The 19,176-nt window shown below is 61.7% G+C and carries 18 protein-coding genes; 4 read left to right on the top strand and 14 right to left on the bottom strand.

Annotation, left to right across the window (positions count from 1 at the left end; translation table 11 throughout):
• Positions 1-27: 27 nt before the first annotated feature.
• Positions 28-1,425, bottom strand: a complete 1,398-nt coding sequence (locus ACMLHG_RS07275; RefSeq protein WP_294436049.1) for a glycosyltransferase — start codon at positions 1,423-1,425, stop codon at positions 28-30.
• A 125-nt stretch (positions 1,426-1,550) separates the two neighbouring features.
• Between ACMLHG_RS07275 and ACMLHG_RS07270 the strand changes: the two genes are divergently transcribed.
• A complete protein-coding gene (locus ACMLHG_RS07270) occupies positions 1,551-3,428 on the top strand; it encodes a phosphoethanolamine transferase (RefSeq protein WP_417170068.1) in 1,878 nt (625 codons plus the stop codon).
• Between the two features lie 14 nt (positions 3,429-3,442).
• Here ACMLHG_RS07270 and ACMLHG_RS07265 read toward each other — a convergent pair whose 3' ends face one another.
• Genes ACMLHG_RS07265 through ACMLHG_RS07255 form a run of 3 tightly spaced genes read right to left on the bottom strand, consistent with a single transcriptional unit; the run spans position 3,443 to position 7,307 of the window.
• Positions 3,443-4,027 carry a class I SAM-dependent methyltransferase gene (locus ACMLHG_RS07265; protein WP_417170067.1) on the bottom strand — a complete coding sequence of 195 codons (585 nt, stop codon included), beginning with the start codon at positions 4,025-4,027 and terminating at the stop codon, positions 3,443-3,445.
• The gene (locus ACMLHG_RS07260) at positions 4,024-5,718 is read right to left on the bottom strand and encodes a phospholipid carrier-dependent glycosyltransferase (protein ID WP_417170066.1); all 1,695 of its coding nucleotides are present in this window, start codon (positions 5,716-5,718) and stop codon (positions 4,024-4,026) included. Before ACMLHG_RS07260 ends, ACMLHG_RS07265 begins: the two co-directional genes overlap by 4 nt.
• Positions 5,715-7,307, bottom strand: a complete 1,593-nt coding sequence (locus ACMLHG_RS07255; RefSeq protein ID WP_417170065.1) for a glycosyltransferase family 39 protein — start codon at positions 7,305-7,307, stop codon at positions 5,715-5,717. Before ACMLHG_RS07255 ends, ACMLHG_RS07260 begins: the two co-directional genes overlap by 4 nt.
• 345 nt (positions 7,308-7,652) lie before the next feature.
• Between ACMLHG_RS07255 and ACMLHG_RS07250 the strand changes: the two genes are divergently transcribed.
• Positions 7,653-8,105 (top strand): MarR family winged helix-turn-helix transcriptional regulator, encoded by a 453-nt coding sequence (locus ACMLHG_RS07250; protein ID WP_294436054.1) that lies wholly within the window; start codon positions 7,653-7,655, stop codon positions 8,103-8,105.
• Positions 8,102-9,031 (top strand): EamA family transporter, encoded by a 930-nt coding sequence (locus ACMLHG_RS07245; protein ID WP_417170064.1) that lies wholly within the window; start codon positions 8,102-8,104, stop codon positions 9,029-9,031. Before ACMLHG_RS07250 ends, ACMLHG_RS07245 begins: the two co-directional genes overlap by 4 nt.
• On the opposite strand, the gene ACMLHG_RS07240 is transcribed toward ACMLHG_RS07245, so the two are convergent.
• The 3 genes from ACMLHG_RS07240 to ACMLHG_RS07230 all read right to left on the bottom strand — a co-directional run bounded on the left by ACMLHG_RS07240 (position 9,028) and on the right by ACMLHG_RS07230 (position 12,354).
• A complete protein-coding gene (locus ACMLHG_RS07240) occupies positions 9,028-10,836 on the bottom strand; it encodes a beta-N-acetylhexosaminidase (RefSeq protein WP_417170063.1) in 1,809 nt (602 codons plus the stop codon). The genes ACMLHG_RS07245 and ACMLHG_RS07240 overlap by 4 nt on opposite strands.
• A gap of 327 nt (positions 10,837-11,163) precedes the next feature.
• On the bottom strand, positions 11,164-11,781 hold the full coding sequence (locus ACMLHG_RS07235) for a flavodoxin family protein (RefSeq protein WP_295809018.1): 618 nt from the start codon (positions 11,779-11,781) through the stop codon (positions 11,164-11,166).
• A gap of 15 nt (positions 11,782-11,796) precedes the next feature.
• Positions 11,797-12,354, bottom strand: a complete 558-nt coding sequence (locus tag ACMLHG_RS07230; protein WP_417170062.1) for a flavodoxin family protein — start codon at positions 12,352-12,354, stop codon at positions 11,797-11,799.
• Between the two features lie 264 nt (positions 12,355-12,618).
• Here ACMLHG_RS07230 and ACMLHG_RS07225 point away from each other — a divergent pair, with 264 nt between their 5' ends.
• On the top strand, positions 12,619-12,990 hold the full coding sequence (locus tag ACMLHG_RS07225) for a winged helix-turn-helix transcriptional regulator (RefSeq protein ID WP_417170061.1): 372 nt from the start codon (positions 12,619-12,621) through the stop codon (positions 12,988-12,990).
• Here the strand turns inward: ACMLHG_RS07225 and add are convergent.
• From add to ACMLHG_RS07190, 7 genes are all read right to left on the bottom strand, one after another.
• A complete protein-coding gene (add, locus tag ACMLHG_RS07220; RefSeq protein WP_417170060.1) occupies positions 12,935-13,969 on the bottom strand; it encodes an adenosine deaminase in 1,035 nt (344 codons plus the stop codon). The two genes, ACMLHG_RS07225 and add, sit on opposite strands and share 56 nt — an antisense overlap.
• A 67-nt stretch (positions 13,970-14,036) precedes the next feature.
• A complete protein-coding gene (locus tag ACMLHG_RS07215; RefSeq protein WP_295809026.1) occupies positions 14,037-14,744 on the bottom strand; it encodes an energy-coupling factor ABC transporter ATP-binding protein in 708 nt (235 codons plus the stop codon).
• Positions 14,741-15,505 carry an energy-coupling factor transporter transmembrane component T family protein gene (locus ACMLHG_RS07210; RefSeq protein WP_417170059.1) on the bottom strand — a complete coding sequence of 255 codons (765 nt, stop codon included), beginning with the start codon at positions 15,503-15,505 and terminating at the stop codon, positions 14,741-14,743. Before ACMLHG_RS07210 ends, ACMLHG_RS07215 begins: the two co-directional genes overlap by 4 nt.
• Positions 15,502-16,494: an energy-coupling factor ABC transporter permease gene (locus ACMLHG_RS07205; protein ID WP_417170058.1), complete on the bottom strand. Its 993-nt coding sequence runs from the start codon at positions 16,492-16,494 to the stop codon at positions 15,502-15,504. Before ACMLHG_RS07205 ends, ACMLHG_RS07210 begins: the two co-directional genes overlap by 4 nt.
• 27 nt (positions 16,495-16,521) lie before the next feature.
• Positions 16,522-17,670, bottom strand: a complete 1,149-nt coding sequence (locus ACMLHG_RS07200) for an aldo/keto reductase (RefSeq protein WP_295809034.1) — start codon at positions 17,668-17,670, stop codon at positions 16,522-16,524.
• A complete protein-coding gene (locus tag ACMLHG_RS07195; RefSeq protein WP_417170057.1) occupies positions 17,667-18,854 on the bottom strand; it encodes an aldo/keto reductase in 1,188 nt (395 codons plus the stop codon). Before ACMLHG_RS07195 ends, ACMLHG_RS07200 begins: the two co-directional genes overlap by 4 nt.
• A gap of 26 nt (positions 18,855-18,880) precedes the next feature.
• A partial coding sequence (locus tag ACMLHG_RS07190; protein WP_417170056.1) for a DUF362 domain-containing protein occupies positions 18,881-19,176 on the bottom strand: 296 nt, incomplete at its 5' end.

The following is a 19,176-nucleotide window of genomic DNA, read 5'->3' as shown; positions in this document are numbered from 1 at the left end:
CTGGAAGCGTTTCGATGCAGTTCCGGCTCAGAACGCCTGCGGGTTGGACGAGGAGAGCTTCCGGCCGACAGCGAGTTGCGGGCGGGCCGCCCGGGTGCGGGTCATCCACTTGGAGTTGCGAACCGTCACCAGACAGTAGGGATCGACCCAGAAGAGGAAGAACAGCTTGAACACGGCAAACGTGTAGGCGAAAATCGCTTCACTGCTGCAGCGGCGGGTGCTGTAGACGAAAGCCGGAATGCTCGACCAGATCACCACGCCGAGAATCAGGGCCTGAACAAACGCCAGCGGCGCCGCGCAGAGAGCCATGAGCGTCAGCGGCAGCATCAGCACCGGCAGGAAAAGCCACATGGTCTGCATCAGCAGGTTGAACTGAATCCCCAGATGGAACCAATCCAGTTTGCGAAAAGCGAAGCGGTACATCGAGCAGGTCTCGCGCACATCGCCGCGCCCCCAGCGCATCAACATCTTGCAGGTGGTGCGGTAGTCGGTCGGAATCATCGTGTGAGCGATGGCGTCACGCTGAAAGACGATCCGGTGCCCCTCCGCCATGAGGTAGGTGGCGAGTGCACGATCCTCGGCAATGTGGGCGGGCTGCCCGAAGAACTTCTGCTCGACCCACTCATCCAGGAAGGGGAGCATCGCGGTGCGGCGGTAGGCGCTGAGCGCACCGGGGGTGCAGAAGACTGAACGCAGCACGCTCTGCGCGGAACGCATGATCTCAAAGCCGAAGACGAAGTTGACGTCCATCATCCGCGGCAGGATGCCGTCCTGCATATTGAGCACGCGAATGTCACCGGCGACACCGGCGATTTTCGAATCGATGAAGGGGGAGTTCAGCCGTCGCAGCGTATCGGCGGCGACCACCGAATCGCTGTCCACCGTGACGATCACTTCGGAGGTGGACTGCCGGATGCCGCGATAGAGGGCGCGGCGCTTGCCGCCGTTCTTCTCCAGCTTGATCGGCGTGATGCGCCCTTCGGAGCGGGCGGCGGCCAGCTTGATCCAGTACCAGGTGTCATCCACGCTGCCGTCGTCGATGGCGAGAATTTCCAGCTTGTCGGCCGGATAGTCGCTCGCGAGGATGCTGTCGAGCGATTTCAGCACCGTCTTCCCTTCGTTATACGCCGGGACGATCACCGTACAGGTCGGGAGCTCCTCATCCGAAAGCGCCCGATGCGGCTTATAGAAGAAGTAGGCGAGCACCAGCAGAAACGCATAGTAGAAGATGTTGAGCCCGAGCAGCACGCCTCCCACCGACGCGATGAACTCCAGCGAGAAAAGCTCCCCGAAGCTCTGCCAGGAAAAGCGCAGAATGGCGGTCGCCAGCACAACCGCCACCAGAAAGAAGGTGCTGTATTTGATCAAGGTTACGATCAGGGTTTTGTCTTGGGAACCAGAAGACTGCTTGAACTGTCCGGCCATTTCGAATTTCCTCTTCATGTGTCTTGAACGTTTTCGTTATTTCACATTTGCATACTATCCAATATAGCACCAGGAAATTACAGTTAGATTGCCGCCGCATTGCAAAATGGCAATCTACAGTTTTTTTGAAAAAAAGATGGGGAAAAGCGGCAAACTACTGCTATATTACCGCAATGCGGACCGAAGAATTCCGAACCTCGGCCGAAACGATGGAACTGCTGGTGATGGATACGTTTCACTTCAACAAACCTCTCTTCCGTACCGCCCTCCGGAGCGGACTCCCGGCCGGGGCGGCGGTTCTCGCCTGCCTGCTCTATCTCGCCCTCCTGCCCGGCGACTCCCTGGAACCGGGCGCACAGTGGAAAATTCCCCTCTCGCTGCTGCTCTACGCCGGGGCTTTCTTCGCGGCACTGCAGCTGAAACGGCGGCCGGCGCGGCTGATCTATTTTGCCTTTCCCTTCGTACTCTTTCTGGAAGAGGCGCTCAATTTCGCGCCGATCGACCAGTATTACGGCTCCGGTCAGCTTCCGTTCGCGCTGCTGCTGGCGGTCTGGTGCTGGTGTTGCGACACGGCGCTCGGCGAAACGCTCGCCGTCAAATTCCGTTCCCTCGCCTGGCTGCCAACGCTGCTGATCGGCGGAATCCTTTACCTGCTGCCCCTGACGATCCTCGCTCATCACATCGCCTCGGGGCGGAAGTTCACCTACGATTCCATTCAGGCGGTCTACCAGACCGATACCGCCGAAGCGATTCACTATCTCTTCACCGATCCGACCTGCCTTGTCCTGCTCGCGGCAGTCGTCGCGGCGGCGGCGCTGCTCTGGTTTCTGAACCGCTTCGGCACCCCTGCCCCCGCACCGCGCGCGTTCCGTGCCGGGTGCGCGCTTCTGGCACTGGCGCTCCTGCCGTGGGTGTGGCTGGAACTCGCCGGGCGCGAAGCGCTGAACCGGACCAAAGTGCTCTTCACCGACAGCCTCGGCTATTTCGATGTGATTGAATCCTACGCCGCCGGGTACGAGGAGCGGCTGGCGGAGGTTGCACGCCGCGTCGAGAAATCCAGCGGCGACGACGGCATCTATGTGCTGATTCTCGGGGAAGCCCACAGCCGCCGCCATTCGAGCGCCTACGGCTATTCGCCGGACACCACGCCGTTTCTGCGGCAGGCAGCCGACTCGCCGGATTGCATCCTGATGCGGAACGCCTGCTCCTGCCACGTCCAGACCATGCAGGTGCTGACCATGCTTCTCACCGCGCGCAACCAGTACGACACCCGGGAACAGGCGGTCTGGCCGAGTCTCTTCGACGTGGCGAACTACTGTGCGTATGAAACCACCTTTCTGAGCAACCAGTATCCGCACGGCCGGTTTGACTCGCCGGTCACCGCCCTCGCCTCGGAAGCGAAAAACAGCCAGTGGCTCAACACGATGGAGGATTTCCTCCTCTGGCGCGCGCGGCCGGACGGCGCACTTTTGGAAAAGCTCCCCGCCGCATTGCAGTCTCAGCGCGGCCTGGTGGTGCTCCACCTGATGGGCAGCCACGGCCCCTACTTCAAACGCTATCCGGAGGAGTTCGGGCGCGATCTGGAGATGGTTCCTTATGACAAAAGCATCCGCTACACCGATTTTCTGCTGGAGCAGATGGTGGAGATGTTCCGGCGGAATCCGAAGGTGCGCGCGGCCCTCTATCTTTCGGACCACTCTGAAATTCCAGGTATCGGCCATGCCGCCGACCTCTTCGAGCCGGAGATGGCGGAGATTCCGATGATGCTCTACCTCTCCGACACATTGAGGCGGGAGCGCCCGCAGCTGGAACACGCCCTGCGGAACAATGCGGCAAAACTCTTCACCAACGATCTGGTCTTTGAACTGATGCTCGACCTGATGGGAATCCGTCACACCTTCGGCGCTCCGGAACTGCGCTTTGCCTCACCGGAATACGACCTCCCGCCGGAGAAGGCGCGCACCCTGTGGGGAACCCGCCCCCTCACAGCCCCGGCACAGTAGTCAGGCCCCTGCCGTCACTCGCTCCGGCGACGGCAACGGTAGACGAACGCGGGCGGCAGATTGCGCCAGACCACCGAACTGGTCAGCACTTCGCCGAAGGTTTCGTTGAGCAGCCGCCGGAACCGCATGCCGGCCGGCAGCATCAGCCCCTGCAAATAGGCGAACGTGGTAAACCAGCCCTCCGGAGCGAGACTGCCGGCAACCGCATCGAGGATCTCTCGCTGAAGCGATTCGGGGAAGACCGCCCACGGCAGGCCGGAGACGATCGCATCCGCGGCGGGCAGATTGCGCTCCGCCAGAATTGCATCCAGCCGCGACGCACTGTCGTGAAGGACCTCCACGGCGGGGAAATTCCGGCGCAGTTGAAGGCAGAGCATCTCGTCGAGCTCCACCGCGACCAGCTTTCCACCCTTGGGAAGCATCCGGACAATTTCGCGGGTGATCACACCGGTTCCCGGCCCGAGTTCCACCACCAGCGCCGCCCGCTCCACCCCGATTCGAGAAACCATCATCCGGCAAAGCGATGGCGAAGACGGGCAGAGCGCCCCCACCCGGCCGGGGTGGCGGAGAAAACTGCGAAACAGGGTCTGCCGGCTCATTGAACTCCTCCCTGTTTCCCTTTTTCCGGAATGTAGATCGCACGGATCTCGTTGAGCAGTTCCTCACGGTATTTCGTCCCGACCGGAGGATGGTAGAAACTGCGCCGGTCACGGCCGATCACCACCACGGCCGGATGAGACGGCGACGTGAGCATGCGATCCAGTTCCGCCCGGTCAATCATCACGCCGGGTTTGCCTTCCGCCTTCGCATGCGTATCACCGTAATCCAGTTCACCCCGGGAGTTGAGCGTCTGCACATCCTCGCGCCCAAAGACCCACGCGACCGCATGCATGGTACTCGGGGTGGTGAAGAACTTCGCGCTCTTCGGATCAAAGCCGAGCCGGTCGGCCAGCTCCCGCATCGCCCGTTCCGGCGCCTTGTCGCCGAGCAGACCATCCGGAATCGCCCAGCCGCCCACTGCCAGCAGGAGCGCCATACCGGCGAAGAAGAGATGAAAGCGCATGCGCCAGTCCGCCCGGCGCGAGAGCAGCAGCGACGCTCCATACGCCAGCCCGACCACCGCCATGGCGACCGCGGCGGGGAAACACCAGCCGTAGGCAACCCGTTTCATGAAGGGCAGAAAGAGAACAATGCCGAATCCGACCGCGGCAATGACCAGCAGACCTCCCCAGATGGTGACCATGCGATGGAAACCGCGGTTGTGCCCCCCGCTTTTGAAATAGGCAGCGATCAGCGCCGCCGCCAGCACCGCCAACGGCGGGAAACAGGGCAGAATGTAGGTCGCCAGCTTGCCGCTGGAGGCGGAGAAGAAGAGGAACGGCAGCACCACCGCCGAGAGACAGAAGCGGTAAAGCGGCTGCTGCAGCAGTTTCCCCGCCGCCGTCCGCCCCACGGAAAAGCTGGGAATCAGCAGCAGGGCAGCCGGAAACACGCCGCCGACAAGAAACGGAAACAGGAACCAGAACGGCTCCGGGTGCTGACCGGGAGCATCGGCGGTGAATCTCTGCCAGTGTTCGATCACAACAAAGTAACGCCAGTAATCCGGTTCGGCGCGGTGAACCGCAATCGCCCAGGGGGCGATCAGCGCCAGCGCCACCACCAGCGGAATCCACGGCAGGATCAGAAACTCCTTCCAGCGCCGCTCCCAGATCAGGAATCCGAGCATCGCCAGCCCGGGAACCGCAAAAGCAATGAATCCCTTCGTCAGAAAAGCCAGTGCGGTAAAGACGCCGCAGAGCACCAGCAGCAGCGCCTTCCGGCGGTTGAAGCACGGTTCCACCGCCGCCAGATAGGAGGTCGCCAGGATACCCGTGATGAACGCGGTGGTCTGGCTGTCGAGCACCGCGAAGGTGCCGATCCCGTAGACCAGCCCGCAGGAGAGGTAGAAGATGGCGGCCAGCGCGGCCAGTTTGCGGTCACGCAGCGCCTGATCGACCAGAAGCCAGATCAGCAGTGCGGTCAGCCCCGCGCCGAGTGCGGCAGGCAAGCGAATCGAGAACGCGTTGTCTCCGAACATCTTGAAACACCCGACCGTCAGCCAGTAACCAAGCACCGGCTTCTCAAAATAGCGCATATTAAGCAACCGGGGGGTGACGTAGTCGCCGTCGGCGATCATTTCGCGGGGGATCTCCGCATAGCGGAACTCATCCGGCGTCACCAGCGGCCGCCCGGCCAGCGGCACCAGATAGGCCACGATGAAAAACAGAAAAACAAACCAGAAATATCTCATTTCGCTCCTCCCGAACTGCCCGGATAATGCACAACAAACACTCCGCCGGCCCGATAGGTGGTCTTCGGGGCCGGCATCCGGCGCACCTGCGCCTCGTCGTCGGTGATGACAAGAAGTCCCCGTTCCCGGGGCAACTCCAGAACACCGCCGTTCACCGGCATCGCCTCAAGCGTGCCGACATCGCTCCGTTTCAAGGTCCAGGCCGCAGCCGCCCGCAATGAGCCATTCGCCAGAACCACGGTATCCCCGGCGGCCCGGGGGACGGTGACCTGCCGGAGAAAGGCCTCCGGGGCGAAATCCCGCACGAAACGCCACGGCATCGAAACCGGCGCCGACAGAAAGAGGAATGCCAGCCCGACGCAGAAACAGCCGAATTTACGCGCCCCCCCCGGTTCGCGCGACGCCATCCGGAACCAGATTACCATGACCATCAGCGCCACGACCGGCAGATAATAGTTCTCATGGAAGCGGTAGACCACCAGTTCCGACGGGACACGCCGGGTGAATTTCGCCAGCGTCTGCAACAGAAAGAGCAGCAGCGGGAACGGCAGGAGGCACCAGACGAGCAGATTCATCACCCGGTTCACCCACCAGTAATCCCCCCGTTCAGAGGCGCGGAGCATTCCGAATGCGAAGAGAATCGCCGCGGCAGGCAGGCAGGGCAGAAACCGGAACGCCGCCCCGCCGGCCGGGAAAAACGGCACCACCACACCCATCAGCAACATGCAGAGAGCAAACCGGAGCAGTGAAATCTTCCCGGCGCCCGCAAAATCGATCCGGTAGCCGTGCCACACCATCGGCAAAAAGAGAATCCACGGCAGAGTTCCGGCAAACGGCAGGATCAGCCAGGCCAGCGGGAACGTTCCGCCCCCGGCCGCTTCCGGCGGAAACGGGAACCACTCCATCAGGTTCACCCGGCACGCCATCGCACAACCGGCGACGATCAGCGCCGCGACCGCCAGCGGAACCCACGGCAGAACAAGAAGCGATTTCCACTCCTTCCGCCACACCAGAAAAACGGCCGCCGGAATCACCGCCATGGGGAGCGCCTCCGCTCCGCGGCAGAGCATTGCGAGGGCCCAGCCGACGCCGCAGAGCGCCAGATATGCACAACGGCGAGCCAGGGCGCTCTCCGTCGCGGCGAAAAAGAACATCGCAAGGGTCAGCGTGTTGAAGAAGACGAACAGCGCATCACCGCCGCCGCTGGTTCCGGCGGCGAAGACCGCGGCGCTGAAGAGCCAGACCAGTGCGGCCGCCTCCGCGAGCCGGGGCACGCCGGAGCGTCTCCCCAGCAGAAAAATCACTCCGGCCGTCAGCAGAGTTGCCAGAGCGCCGGCCAGCCGGACGGCGGCGGGCTGTTCCCCGGTCAGCGCCATCACGGCGGCGTTGACCCAGTGGACGAGGGGCGGTTCCCCGGGCAGAAGCTCCCCGCAGAACTCCGGCATCGGGGCGGTCGCCATCATTTCGCGGGCGATTTCCGCCTGCCGGAATTCCGTATCGATGTAGAGCGGCCGCTGCCAGACACTGCCCAGATAGAGCAGTGCCAGGAGAGCGATCACAATGTAGCGGAAATATTTCTGAAAAAACATCAAAGCGTTTTGTTCCCGACTCACACGGCGCAGGAGCTCCACCGCCGTTTCAACTATCGATGCAACCTATAAAAAATATCATCACTCCGACGGAAATGCAATCGGTCATCCGGAAAAACCGGCAAAAGAGCGGAAGCCCGCCTCCATATCCACGACGTTTTTTCACCGCATCGCCAATGAAGCGCCACTGTCAGGAATCACACCTCTCCCATATCCTGCGGGGCAAGCAGAGGTTCGGGAGGTTGCAAATGTCGCGTCGTCGGGAGAAATTTCAGCGATGCGGTTGAAATTCCCGGAATCAAGGCTATATTATCAGTCCCATTCAGGACTGTAAACGAGGAGATCATGCAGAAAGAGACTGAAAATCTGCTGCGGGAGATCGGGTTCGCCGTGATCCGCTACCGGGAGGTGTACCGCCGATGGTGCAGAAGATGCGGCATCAAATATCACGAGATGCTGATTTTCTACACCCTCCGCGACATGGGAACATGCACGCAGAAGGAGATCAGCGACAGCTACGCCCTGCCCAAACAGACCGTTCACAACATCGTTCACGACTTGAAAGCCCGGGGACTGCTGCTTCTGAAGCCGGACGGCAGAAACCACCGGGAACGCCGCCTTCAGCTCACCGAAGCCGGGAAACGCTATGCGGCAAACTTCATGGAGCCCCTGCTGGAACAGGAACGCGCCGCCGTCGCCGCGACAGGACCGGCGAACCTGCGCGAGGCAATCCGGCTGCTCCGCTCCTACACGGCGGAACTTGACGCGGCACTGAATCCGACGGAGCAGACCAGATGAAAATCAGCGAAACATTCCGCGGCTCTCTCTGCGGAATTCTTGCGGCCGTCACCTACGGGATGAATCCCCTCTTCGGACTGCCGCTGTATCAGCGGGGCCTGACGACCTCGTCGGTCCTCTTCTACCGCTTTTTCATCACCATCCTTCTGCTGGGAGGAATTCTGCTGGTCCGGCGGGACTCCTTCCGGCTGCAGCCGCGCCAGATTCTCCCGATGGGGATCAGCGGGGTGCTGCTGGCGCTCTCCTGTCTCTTCCTGTTTCTGAGCTTCCACCATATCGACGCGGGGATTGCGGCAACGATTCTCTTCGTATACCCGATCATGGTCTGCGGGATCATGTTCCTCTTTTTTCAGGTGAAGCAGAGCATCTCCACGCTGATCGGAATGGTTCTGGCGATTCTGGGAATCGCCCTGCTTTCGCTGGGGAACTCCAACGGCGAATTTCAGCTGACCGGGCTGATTTTCGTCCTGCTCTCCGCCCTCGCCTACGCGGTCTACATGGTGTTGCTGAAGGTCACATCGCTCCGCCAGCTCCCCACCGCAACGCTGACATTTTACGCGCTCTGTTTCGGCCTGCCGGTCTTCTTCTTCTCGCTCCGGTGCGGGCTGGAGCTGCAGAAACTGCCGGATCTTTTCAGCTTCGGCTGTGCGCTCGGTCTGGCCATATGCCCGTCGCTGCTTTCGTTTCTCTTCATGGCGGTCGCCATCCGTTGCATCGGACCGACCAAAACCGCGATTCTCGGAGCACTGGAGCCGGTCACCGCTCTGTTTTTCGGCATCACGCTGTTCGGTGAAACTCTGTCGCTGCAGCAGTGCTTCGGCATTCTGATCATCCTCGGCTCCGTCACGCTGGTCGTGACCGGGAAAAATGCCGGAGCCTCTCCTTCGCCCGCAGCCCACCACCCCGGCGGGAAACAGCGAAATTAACGCAGCAGAAAGCGTTCCAGCACGCCAAGACTCTCCCGCAGTCCTCCGGCACGGTTGCGGGCCAGCCACAGGTCGCGGTGCCGGCCGATGACGTGGCGCAACCGGTCGTTCCAGGCGGCACGGTCGAGCCGCCACCCCTTGCGTGCGGCCATGGATTCCAGAGCGAGCTGCGCCAGCAGACTGGAGTTGTCAAGCTCATCGAGGACGAGACGGGGCGCCTTCGGCGGATGCGTCTCCACGCGGCGGCGCCAGACGGCAAGTTTCCGGAGCGCAGCGGCGACCTCCTGCCGGGTCGCCTGCTGCAGAAGCGTCTGGTTTCCGCGCCGTTCCGGCCGGTTCAGAATCGCCCAGAAATTATTGCAGTTCACCCCGGGATGAGCAAATGCCTCCGGAATTCTCCCGTACTCGAGCAGACATGAGCCGAGTGTGCCGTCGCCGCCGGGATTGAAGGCAAAGTCGACGGCGTACGGAATCTGCGCCTCCAGTTCGGCGGCGGCATTCCAGCTCCATCCGGCGGCGGCGGCAATGCCCGGCCACGAAAGCGGCCAGTACTGATGGTGACCACCATCCCCCCAGTCGGTCAGCAGGAATCCGCGGGCGCCGAAGCAACTGCCGCAGCGCGCCGCAGAGGCGATGTTCGCCAGCATATTCGCCGTCCGGCCGGTGATGGAGTTCCAGGTCGATGTGCCGGGGCAGACGTAGAATGGAATCCCCGCCCGGCGGAACTGCCCGCACTGCTCCTGAAACGGGTGATCGGCCTCATAGCCCCAGAGAAGCGCCGTCACGCCCGCCGGAATCTCCGGAATAAGCTCCGGTTCATGGAGAATGATATCCCCCCAGAACTGCACCTGGCGGCCATATCCGGCGGCCAGTTCCGTCAATCCGGCAAGATACTTGAGATACACTCTGTGAGTTCCATATTGTTCGCAGAGTTCCCGGCTGCGTCCATGGCCGAGTTCGACGGTTTCGTCACAGCCGACGTTCAGGAACGGGGAGGTGAAGTTCGGCAGGAACTCCGCATACAGCCGGTCGATGAAGGCGAGCGCCTCGCGCCCCGGCGCCAGCGTCGCCTGATACCGGGTGTCGTTCTCCGCAAAATACCACGGTTCCGGACTTTCCGCAAGGTGGCGGTACTCCTCCAGTTTGAGCCAGCGTTCGAGATGGCCGAAGCTGTTCAAATTCGGGACAAGTTCGATAAAACGCGCCCGGCAGTACTGATCCAGCTCCATGATTTCCGCCGGCGAAAGCGGCGAAGAGTCGTACCAGACCCGCTCGTCGCCGGCGAATGCGAACGAATGCTCCATGTACAGTTGAAGCTCGTTGCAGCGAAGCAGAGAGAGGCTGTCGATCATCGCTTTGAGCGACGCCATGGTCGGCACCTTGCAACGCGAGACGTCCAGCATGTAGCCGCGCCGCGAGATGTCGGGGGCGTCCTCGATCAGAACTCCCGGCACACGGGCGGGAATCTGCAGAAGCTGTTGAAAGCTCAGGAGTCCGTAATAAAATCCGGTATCGGTGGCGGCGGCAAGCTGAGCCCCGTCGGGAGATGTTTCAAGACGGTACCCCTCGGGCGGGAGCCGGAAGTCGCGCTCCATCCGGAGCAGCTCACAACCGGCGCCCGGTTTTCCGGCGGTGACCTCCGGCGGGACGAGGAAACGCGCCAAAAGCGTTGCGGCGATTCGGCGTGCCGCCTCCTTGAGCTCAAATCCGGCTTGCGCGGGAAGCGTGATCCAGCGGCAGCTGGAGTAATCGCACAGCCTGTTTCGGGTGGTCATGTTGTGCGGCGGCGGGAAGAGAATCATCATGCACCTCGTTGCTCATTTTATTTTGGATACTATAGCAAGCGCCGCTCTCTTTTGCAACCATTGTCCGGTTATTTTCCTCCGGAACAGATTACCCTCTCGTGTTCCGCACAAGTCTGCGATTCAGTATTCGGGAGTTTCCGACAGAAGAGGAGGTCATGACTTTCATGAAAGAAAAGCCTGCAACCGAAAGGGCATTTGACGGAGAAAGCGTTTTCCCTGGCCGCTCCGGGAAAACCTTCCACAAAAATCACCCGCTCCGGACAGGGGTGAAAAAATGCCGGAAGTCGTTGAATTTTCAGCGGCTTCCGGCAATTCGAAGGGAACAGTTCAGGAGATGAAATTTGTGGCGACGCGCGGTTCCTCCTCCGGCAGCGGCAGAGCGGCTTTCTCCAGAGAGTTCAACAGGTGCGCCATGTTGTTCCCCAGCGTCCGCATCGTCTGCATTCCCTCCAGATCGCGCCGCACCTCCTCCGGCGTGAACCCATGCGTCGAATTCCAGTACTGGCTGGAAACCACCGGCATCTGCAGAATCGTGAAATACTTGTTCAGCCGGTCGAACGTCGCACTCGCGCCGCCCCGGCGGCAGTTGACCACGCAGGCCGCCGGTTTGTGCACAAAGTACTGCGACGCCGAGAAACAGACCCGGTCCAGAATCGCACAGAGCGCCCCCGGAGGCCCGGCGTAGTAGACCGGAGCACCGACCACCAGGGCATCCGCATTTTTGATCTTCTCGACAAAATCCGTGTACAGTTTGTCTTTGAAGACGCACCCATCTCCCTTTTCCTGGCATCTCCAGCAGCCGATGCACCCCTGCACCGGCCGGTTACCGATCCAGAATATCTCGGTTTCGACGCCGTTGCGCTCCAGAGCTCCGGCGACTTCGGAGAGCGATGTGTGGATACAGCCCTCCCGATGCGGACTTCCGTTGACCAGCAGAACTTTCATTTTGCAACCTCCCTGTCAGCAGATGCGTTTTCCCAGTTCAAACGCTTTCTCCAGTTCGGGGTGCCCCGCAATATCGCCGGCTTTCAGCACGCCGCCGGCGACGATGCTGCCCAGATTCTCCCAGCCGAGAAATCCCAGAAGCGATTCGTAATAATCGATCACCGGTGCCTCGTTCTCCTTCCCGGTTCCCTCGGCCGCCATCAGGAGGATCGCCTTTTTGTGCGGCGTTTTCCACCCGGGGTCCGACTCCGTGATCGCAAACAGCCGGTCGAAAGCACACTTCAGCTGACCGGAACCCCCCCAGTAATACATCGGAGACGCCAGCACCAGCACATCGGCACTCCGGTATTCCGGATAGATCAAATCCATGTCGTCCTTCTGCACACAGGGCTGGTCCGGATTCTTTCCTCCACCAAGGCACCCCTTGCAGCCATGGATCGCCATCCGGTCCAGATCGAACCGGACCACCGTGTTGCCGGCGGCCTCCGCCCCCCGGACAAACTCCCGGATCAATGCCGCCGTGTTGCCGTTGAGACGGGGACTCCCATTGAGGATCACAATCTTTCTCTTCATGTTGCGCACTCCTTTCATCCATCGGAACCTGTATCCATTCCAGCGCGGTCTTCACCGTCGCTTCTCCTGCCCTTCCGCACAGGATACTTTAATATAATCTGAAATTGCAAAATATCAAGAATGCACTATTTTGTACTATAATACCTATTTTGTTCTATACTATCCTTTTTATCACTATAGAGCAAGTCAACTGGAATTGCCTTTTTTGCAAGATGATGTATATTAAAGAAACGAGATTCGAACAGGCGGAAACGCGGAGAAAAAATGGATAAAAAAAAGGCGCTGACATTTCACTGCTCCGTAGAGGCCACGATGGCGGTGCTGGGCGGAAAGTACAAAGCCATCATCATCTGGCATCTGAATGTGGTCGGAATCATGCGTTACAACGAGATTCAGAAAGCGATTCCGCAGGCCACGGCGAAAATGCTCAGCCAGCAGTTGAAAGAGCTGGTTCAGGACGGCATTGTCAGCAGAAAGCTGTATCCGGTCGTCCCTCCCAGAACGGAATACGCCCTCACCGAACAGGGACGGACGCTGGTTCCCATCGTCAACGCGATGAGCGACTGGGGGCACGACTACTTCAAATACCTCGGCGTGCCGGATCCCTGTCCGGAGGAGCTGGAAGAGCCGCGATAACCTCCTGCCGCAGCGCCGCCTTGCGCTCGTCGCTCAGGAAAGAGGCTTCAACTCCGTTCAACGCCAGCTGCAGAATCTCCGCACGGGTCAGCCGGAGCGCCCGGCACACGGCGGCCCAGTTGTCACTGGCGTACCCGAGGAAATAGGCGGGATCATCCGAATTGACCGTGACGCACAGCCTCTGCTCCAGCATCCGTTTGAGCGGATGTGCGGCAAGATCCGGCACGACCTTCAGCCGCAAATTGGAGATCGGGCACATCGTCAGCGGAATCCGCCTTTCCGCCAGAATCCGCAACAGCGCCGGATCCTCCGCCGCCGCATTGCCGTGGTCGATGCGGTCAACCGGCAGAGAGAGCGCTTCCCGCACATAGTCGGCGGGCCCCTCCTCGCCGGCATGGACGCAGGTGCGGAATCCCCGTTCCCGGCAGGCGTCGAAGTAGCGCCGGAAATGGAGCGGCGGATTCCCCCGCTCCGCCCCGCCCATCCCGAAAGCGGCTATTTCGCTGTACCAGGGGGCGAGCTCCTCCAGCGCCTGCAACGCCTCCTCGACCGGACGGGTGCGCATGACCGTCCCCATATACAGGCAGGAAATGCGGTCGCGCATATCGCGAATGGCGCTCAACACCCCCTCCATGATGGCGGCGAGCGGCGTCCCGCGGCCGCGAAACACCTGCGGGTTGAAAAAGATCTCCGTGTGAACGACCCCGTCCGCCGCCGCCCGTTCCAGATAGGCCCGGGTGAGATCGTAGAAGTCCTCGCCGGTCACCAGCACTTCGCAACCTTTGTAATAGATGGCGAGAAAGCCGGCCAGATCGCGGAATTTGCACGCTTCGTGCAGATTCTCCGGATCGCGCCACGGAAGGGGAACGCGGTTGCGCCGGGCGAGGCGGAAAAGCATTTCCGGCTCCAGTGTCCCCTCCAGATGAACATGCAAATCGGTTTTCGGCAGTTTTACAAAATCCATATCCGGCGGTGTCATTTTTTCCACTCCTGCAATCACAACTCCATATTCGACCGCTTCCGCGGCACTCCGGCGCACACAGAATTCACTCCAGCCCGCACTCCTCCAGAAGTTCATGCTGTTGCAGCAGAACCGCGGTCTCGCCGCGGGCAGCCATCCTTCCGTTCTTCAAAATCAGACACTCCGGGCAGACCCGGGCGGCAAATGCGAGATCGTGCGTCGCAATCAGTTTCAGCGCCGGCAACGCCTTCAGACACTCCGCCAGCTCCCGGCAGGCCCGCGGATCAAGCATGGAGGTCGGCTCGTCCAGCAGAATCGCCTCCGGCTTCATCGCCAGCACGCCGGCCAGTGCGGCGCGGCGCTTCTCCCCGCCGGAGAGGCGCGCCACGTCGCGCCCGGCCAGAGAGGCGATCCCCATCTGCTGCAACGCTTCGCGCACCCTCTCCTGCACCAGCTCCGGCGCAAGTTTGAGGTTGCGGGGGCCGAAGGCGACATCTTCGCCCACCGTATGGGAAAAGAGCTGGTCGTCGGAGTTCTGAAATATCATGCCGACCTTCGCGCGGATGGCGGTGAGATTCCGTTTTTCCACCGCCATTGCGTCGACCAGAATGGAGCCCGACGCAATCGGCACAAGCCCGGGGATGCTTTCCAGAAGCGTCGACTTGCCCGCTCCGTTGGCGCCCAGGATCGCCACCGCCGGACAGCACGCCGTATCGAATCGGCAGGTGATTCCGTCGATTGCCCGAATGCCGCCGGGCCGCTCCAGCACAAGTTCACGCAGTTCGATTCTCATGCCAGACTCCAACGCAGAAACACGAAAACCAGAAGAAGCGCTCCGACGCCGCACCACTCGCCCGCCGTACCGGTTTCCCCGGGCGGAAGCGGCTCTCCGGCGTGAAAGAGGCGGCACTGCATCGCCCGATAGACCGCGTTGGCCCGCTCCACGCTCCGCAGAAAGAGACGGCCGCACAGCGTGCCCCAGTCGCGCACCGGAACGATCCGGCAGCCGGGATTCCGGAGCAGACAGGCGTTGCACAAATTCCGCGCCTCCTCCGCCGTCAACAGCAGATAACGGCACAGCAGCTGAATCTGAAGGATCAGAATGCACGGCACCCGCAGCCGGACCAGCGCGCCGGAAATCCCGGAGATCGAGGTGACCGCGGCCAGCAACAGCACCATTCCCGTCGCGGCCAGCGTCTTGGCAATCAACACCCAGAAGGAGACCACCCCTCCGGGCAGCGTCAGCCCGGCGCCGACCGCCACCGGTTCCCGGTCGAAGAAGAGATTCGCCGCTCCGGCGCAGAGGACAAACGGCAGGGCGAGCGAAGCCCGACGCAGCAGGACGACCGGCGAAACACCGCCCGCCCGGGCGAGCAGATAAGGCACGACGGCAAACAGAGTGCACCCGCACCACGCCCGGCGGCCGAACGAGACGGTCAGGATCAGAAATCCCAACACCAGACAGACCTTCGGCAGAGGCGCGAGGCGGGAGAACGCTCCGGAAGCGGAGGGCGCCCCCCATCCGGCGAGAAGCTCCTGCTGAAAAAGAGTCACCGCACCCCTCCCCGGCAGGAACGTTTCCGGCAGATCAGACAGCCGCAGGCGACGAGGATCAGGAGACAGAGCACGACACCGGCGATTCCGGCGACAACCGTTCCCGCCGGACTCTCCGACCCGGGGAACGCATAGTCCGGCAGCAGGGCGAAGAATTCCGCCAGTCTGGCGAAGAGCGCGTGAAATGCGCCGGAAGACTCCAGCTCCGCACTGCCGGCGGTTCTCTCCATCGACCACTCCAGCCCGTCCGGCTTCCCGCTGGCCAGCAGAGAGAGCCCGCCGCCGATCACCAGTGCGGCCAGCCCCAGCACCAGGGAAAGGCGCCGCACGGAGAGTTTCTTCTCCTCCAGCCGGAGCTCCTCCGCCTCCGGCAGATGACTCCGGACAAAGAGCAGAACCGCACCGGTCGCCAGCCCTTCCCCCACGGCAATCGCCAGATGAATCGGCATCATCACCGCGACAAACATGCCGAACGGCAGCTCCGTAATGCCGGAAAGCAACGTCTCCAGCGTCACCGCGAAGGCTCCGAGCTCCAGCGAGACTATGCTTGCGACGAGACTCGCCGCGAGAATGCGCGGGCGGCTCAACGTTTTCCCCGCGATGGGCCGGAACAGGTACGGATAGGCGAGAAAACAGCCGAAGAAAGCCATATTGAAGAGGTTGCACCCCCAGGCGAGCAGCCCGCCGTCGGCGAAGAAGAGCGCCTGAATCAGCAATACCCCGGCCATCACGATGAATGCCGGCGACGGCCCCAGGAGAGCGGCGAGCAGCACCGCACCGCTGATGTGACCGCTGGAGCCGGTCCCCGGAATCGAGAAGTTGACCATCTGCGCCGCGAAGACAAATGCGCCGGTCACCCCCATCAGCGGGATGCGGCTCTCCTGAAAATTCCGCCGCACGTCCCGCACCGCGTACGCAAGCACACCGGCGGAAACCGCCAGCATCGTCCCCCCGACCGCCGGAGAGAGCAGAGCGTCAGCCATATGCATAAACTATTTCCTTTTCTTCATTTTCGTTCAACAGCCGAACAGTTCGGCCGCCTGTTTCATCTTCTCGCGCACCGGCACGGAAAACGGACAGCGCTTCTCGCAGGCCCCGCACTGGATGCACTCCGAAGCGTGATGGGCCAGCGCCCGGTAATGCTCCCGCACCGTTTCCGGCACGCCGCCTCTGGCCAGCGCCAGATTCAGAAACTTGTTCACATCGGCAATGCGGATCTCCTTCGGACAGGGCGCGCAGTGGCCGCAGTACATGCAGTGCCCCGACCAGGAACAGCGCTCCAGACCGGCCAGAACGGTGGAGTAGTCCCGCTCCTCTTCGGAAGCCGTGCACCACCGGAGTGCGGCCTCGATTTCGGCGACGCTGCCGCAACCGGCCATCACCGCGGCAACCGCCGGTCGGGTCAGGGCATAGTTCAGCGCCTGCACCGGCGTCATCGCCCGGCCGAACATCGACTGATCCGCTTTCAGAAGATCGCCGCCGGCAAAGACCTTCATCACATCGATCCCCACGTTCCGCCGTTCACAGAGAGCGTAGAGCTCTTCGCGTTCGGGGTTGAAGTTGTGAAAGTGCGCCTCGTAGACCTCGTCCGCCCAGAGTTTTTCCACCTCCTCCCCCGGCGGCTGCACGTCGTAACAGGGGTTGACCGAGAACATGAGCACATCGATCAGGCCGGTTTCAACCGCCATTTTCGCCACCACCGGGTTGTGGCTGGAGAGGCCGATGGAACCGATTCGCCCCGCCTGCTTCCACTTCGTGGCAAGCTCGATGAACCCGGTGTCGAAGATCGCGTGAAAATCCTCCAGCTCATCGCAGTAGTGGATCATGCCGACCTCGATCGTCTCCCGGCCGAGGCGGGTCTGCAGGTCGTCAAACGCCGCGCGGGCCTCCGCAACATTCCGGCTCCGCATATACTGCCCGTTCTTCCAGACCGAACCGATATGCCCCTGCACCTGAACCCCGCCGCGGACCTCGGCGAGCGCGGCGCCGATGGTGGAGCGCAGCTCCGGATCCGATGCGTAGAGGTCGATGAAATTCACTCCGGAAGCGACGGCATACCCCATCATCTCCACAGCCTCCCGGCGGGATTTGCCGGCAAACCCTTCACAGCCGAGAGAAATCGCGCTCACGCGGATTCCGGACCGGCCCAGCTGACGGTAGATCATTGAAACTCTCCTGCAATCTCTTTCATCAGAGCGGGAATGGCAATCTTCTGCGGACACTTCTTCTGGCATGCGCCGCAGGCGACACAGGCGGAGGCCCGCTGTTTCTCCGGCATCGCATCGTAGACAAGTTTGGCGTGAAAGAGCGACAATCCGCCCTTCACCTGATTGTGCAGGCCGAGGTTGCGGGGAATGTCCACGCCGGCCGGACACGGCGAACAGTAACGGCACGCCGTACAGGGAACCGCACCGGCCCGGCGGTAGGCCGCCAGCGCCCGGCCGATGGTGTCGCGTTCGGAGGCATCCAGCGGGCGGAACGGCGAAAAGGTCGCCAGATTCTCTTCCACCTGCGTCATTTCCGACATGCCGGAGAGGACGACCTGCACATTCGGCAGCGACGCGGCGTACCGGAACCCCCAGGAGGCGACTCCAGTCTCCGGTCCGGCCTGTTCGAGGATCTTCACTGCCTCCGGAGTCAGCCGGACCAGCGTTCCCCCTTTCAACGGCTCCATCACCAGCACCGGAATGCCGAGCCGGGTCAGCACCTCATACTGCTCGCCGGAGCGGCAGAGCTCCCAGTCCAGATAGTTCAGCTGAATCTGCGCGATGTCCCACGGATACGCCCGGGCGATCTCCTCCAGCACCTCCGGTTCGCCGTGGTAGGAGAAGCCAATCCAGCGGATTTTCCCCTCCACCTGCTTCCGCTTCATGAATTCATAAAGCTTCAGCCGTTGCGCGACCTCCCAATGGGCGGCGTTGAGCCAGTGCATCAGATAGAAATCGAAGTATCCGGCCCGGGTTCGCTGCAGCTGTTCGGAAAAAATCCGCTCCTGATCCGCCTCCTCCTTCAGCATGACAGTCGGCATCTTCGAGGTCAGAAAGTAGCTGTCGCGGGGATATTTCCCCAGCGCCTCCGCCACGAAGGATTCACTTTCTCCGTTGTGGTACATGTAGGCGGTGTCGAAATAGTTGCACCCCGCCGCCATGGCCCGGTCGACCATCTTCCGCGCCGCGGCCCGGTCGATCTTCCCCTCCGTTTCCGGCAGACGCATGAGGCCGAAGCCGAGCAGCGGCAGTGTGACTCCGGTATTCCGGAACGGGCGGCGCGTCACCTGCGGCCGCGGGGAATCCCCTTCGGCAACGGCGGCCGTCATACGGCTCTCTGCCGATTCATCGTTCTGATTCATTTCCTCCATCCTTCTTCTCAGAAAATTCACTCTTTGCCATCGAGCCGGACGAGCCGGTACCGCCGGGAACCGACGCCCCGGACCGCGGCGCTCTCGATGACGCGGGTGCCGAGGCGGGAGTTCACCCGCTCCAGAAAATGTTCCCGCCCGGGATCGTCCGACTGCCGGATCCGGTCCATGCACGCCTGGTCCAGCGCCACCGGATCGGTGGAGGCGAGGATCCCGATATCCTTCATGCAGGGATTCTCCGCCACGGCACAGCAATCGCAATCCACAGAAAGATTGCACATCATGTTGACAAATGCTATCCGATTTTTAAAAT

This window comes from Victivallis sp. (assembly GCF_048170485.1).
GTDB lineage: Bacteria > Verrucomicrobiota > Lentisphaeria > Victivallales > Victivallaceae > Victivallis.
Note: the sequence above shows the minus strand (reverse complement) of the source record. Positions and strands in the feature narration are given on the sequence as shown.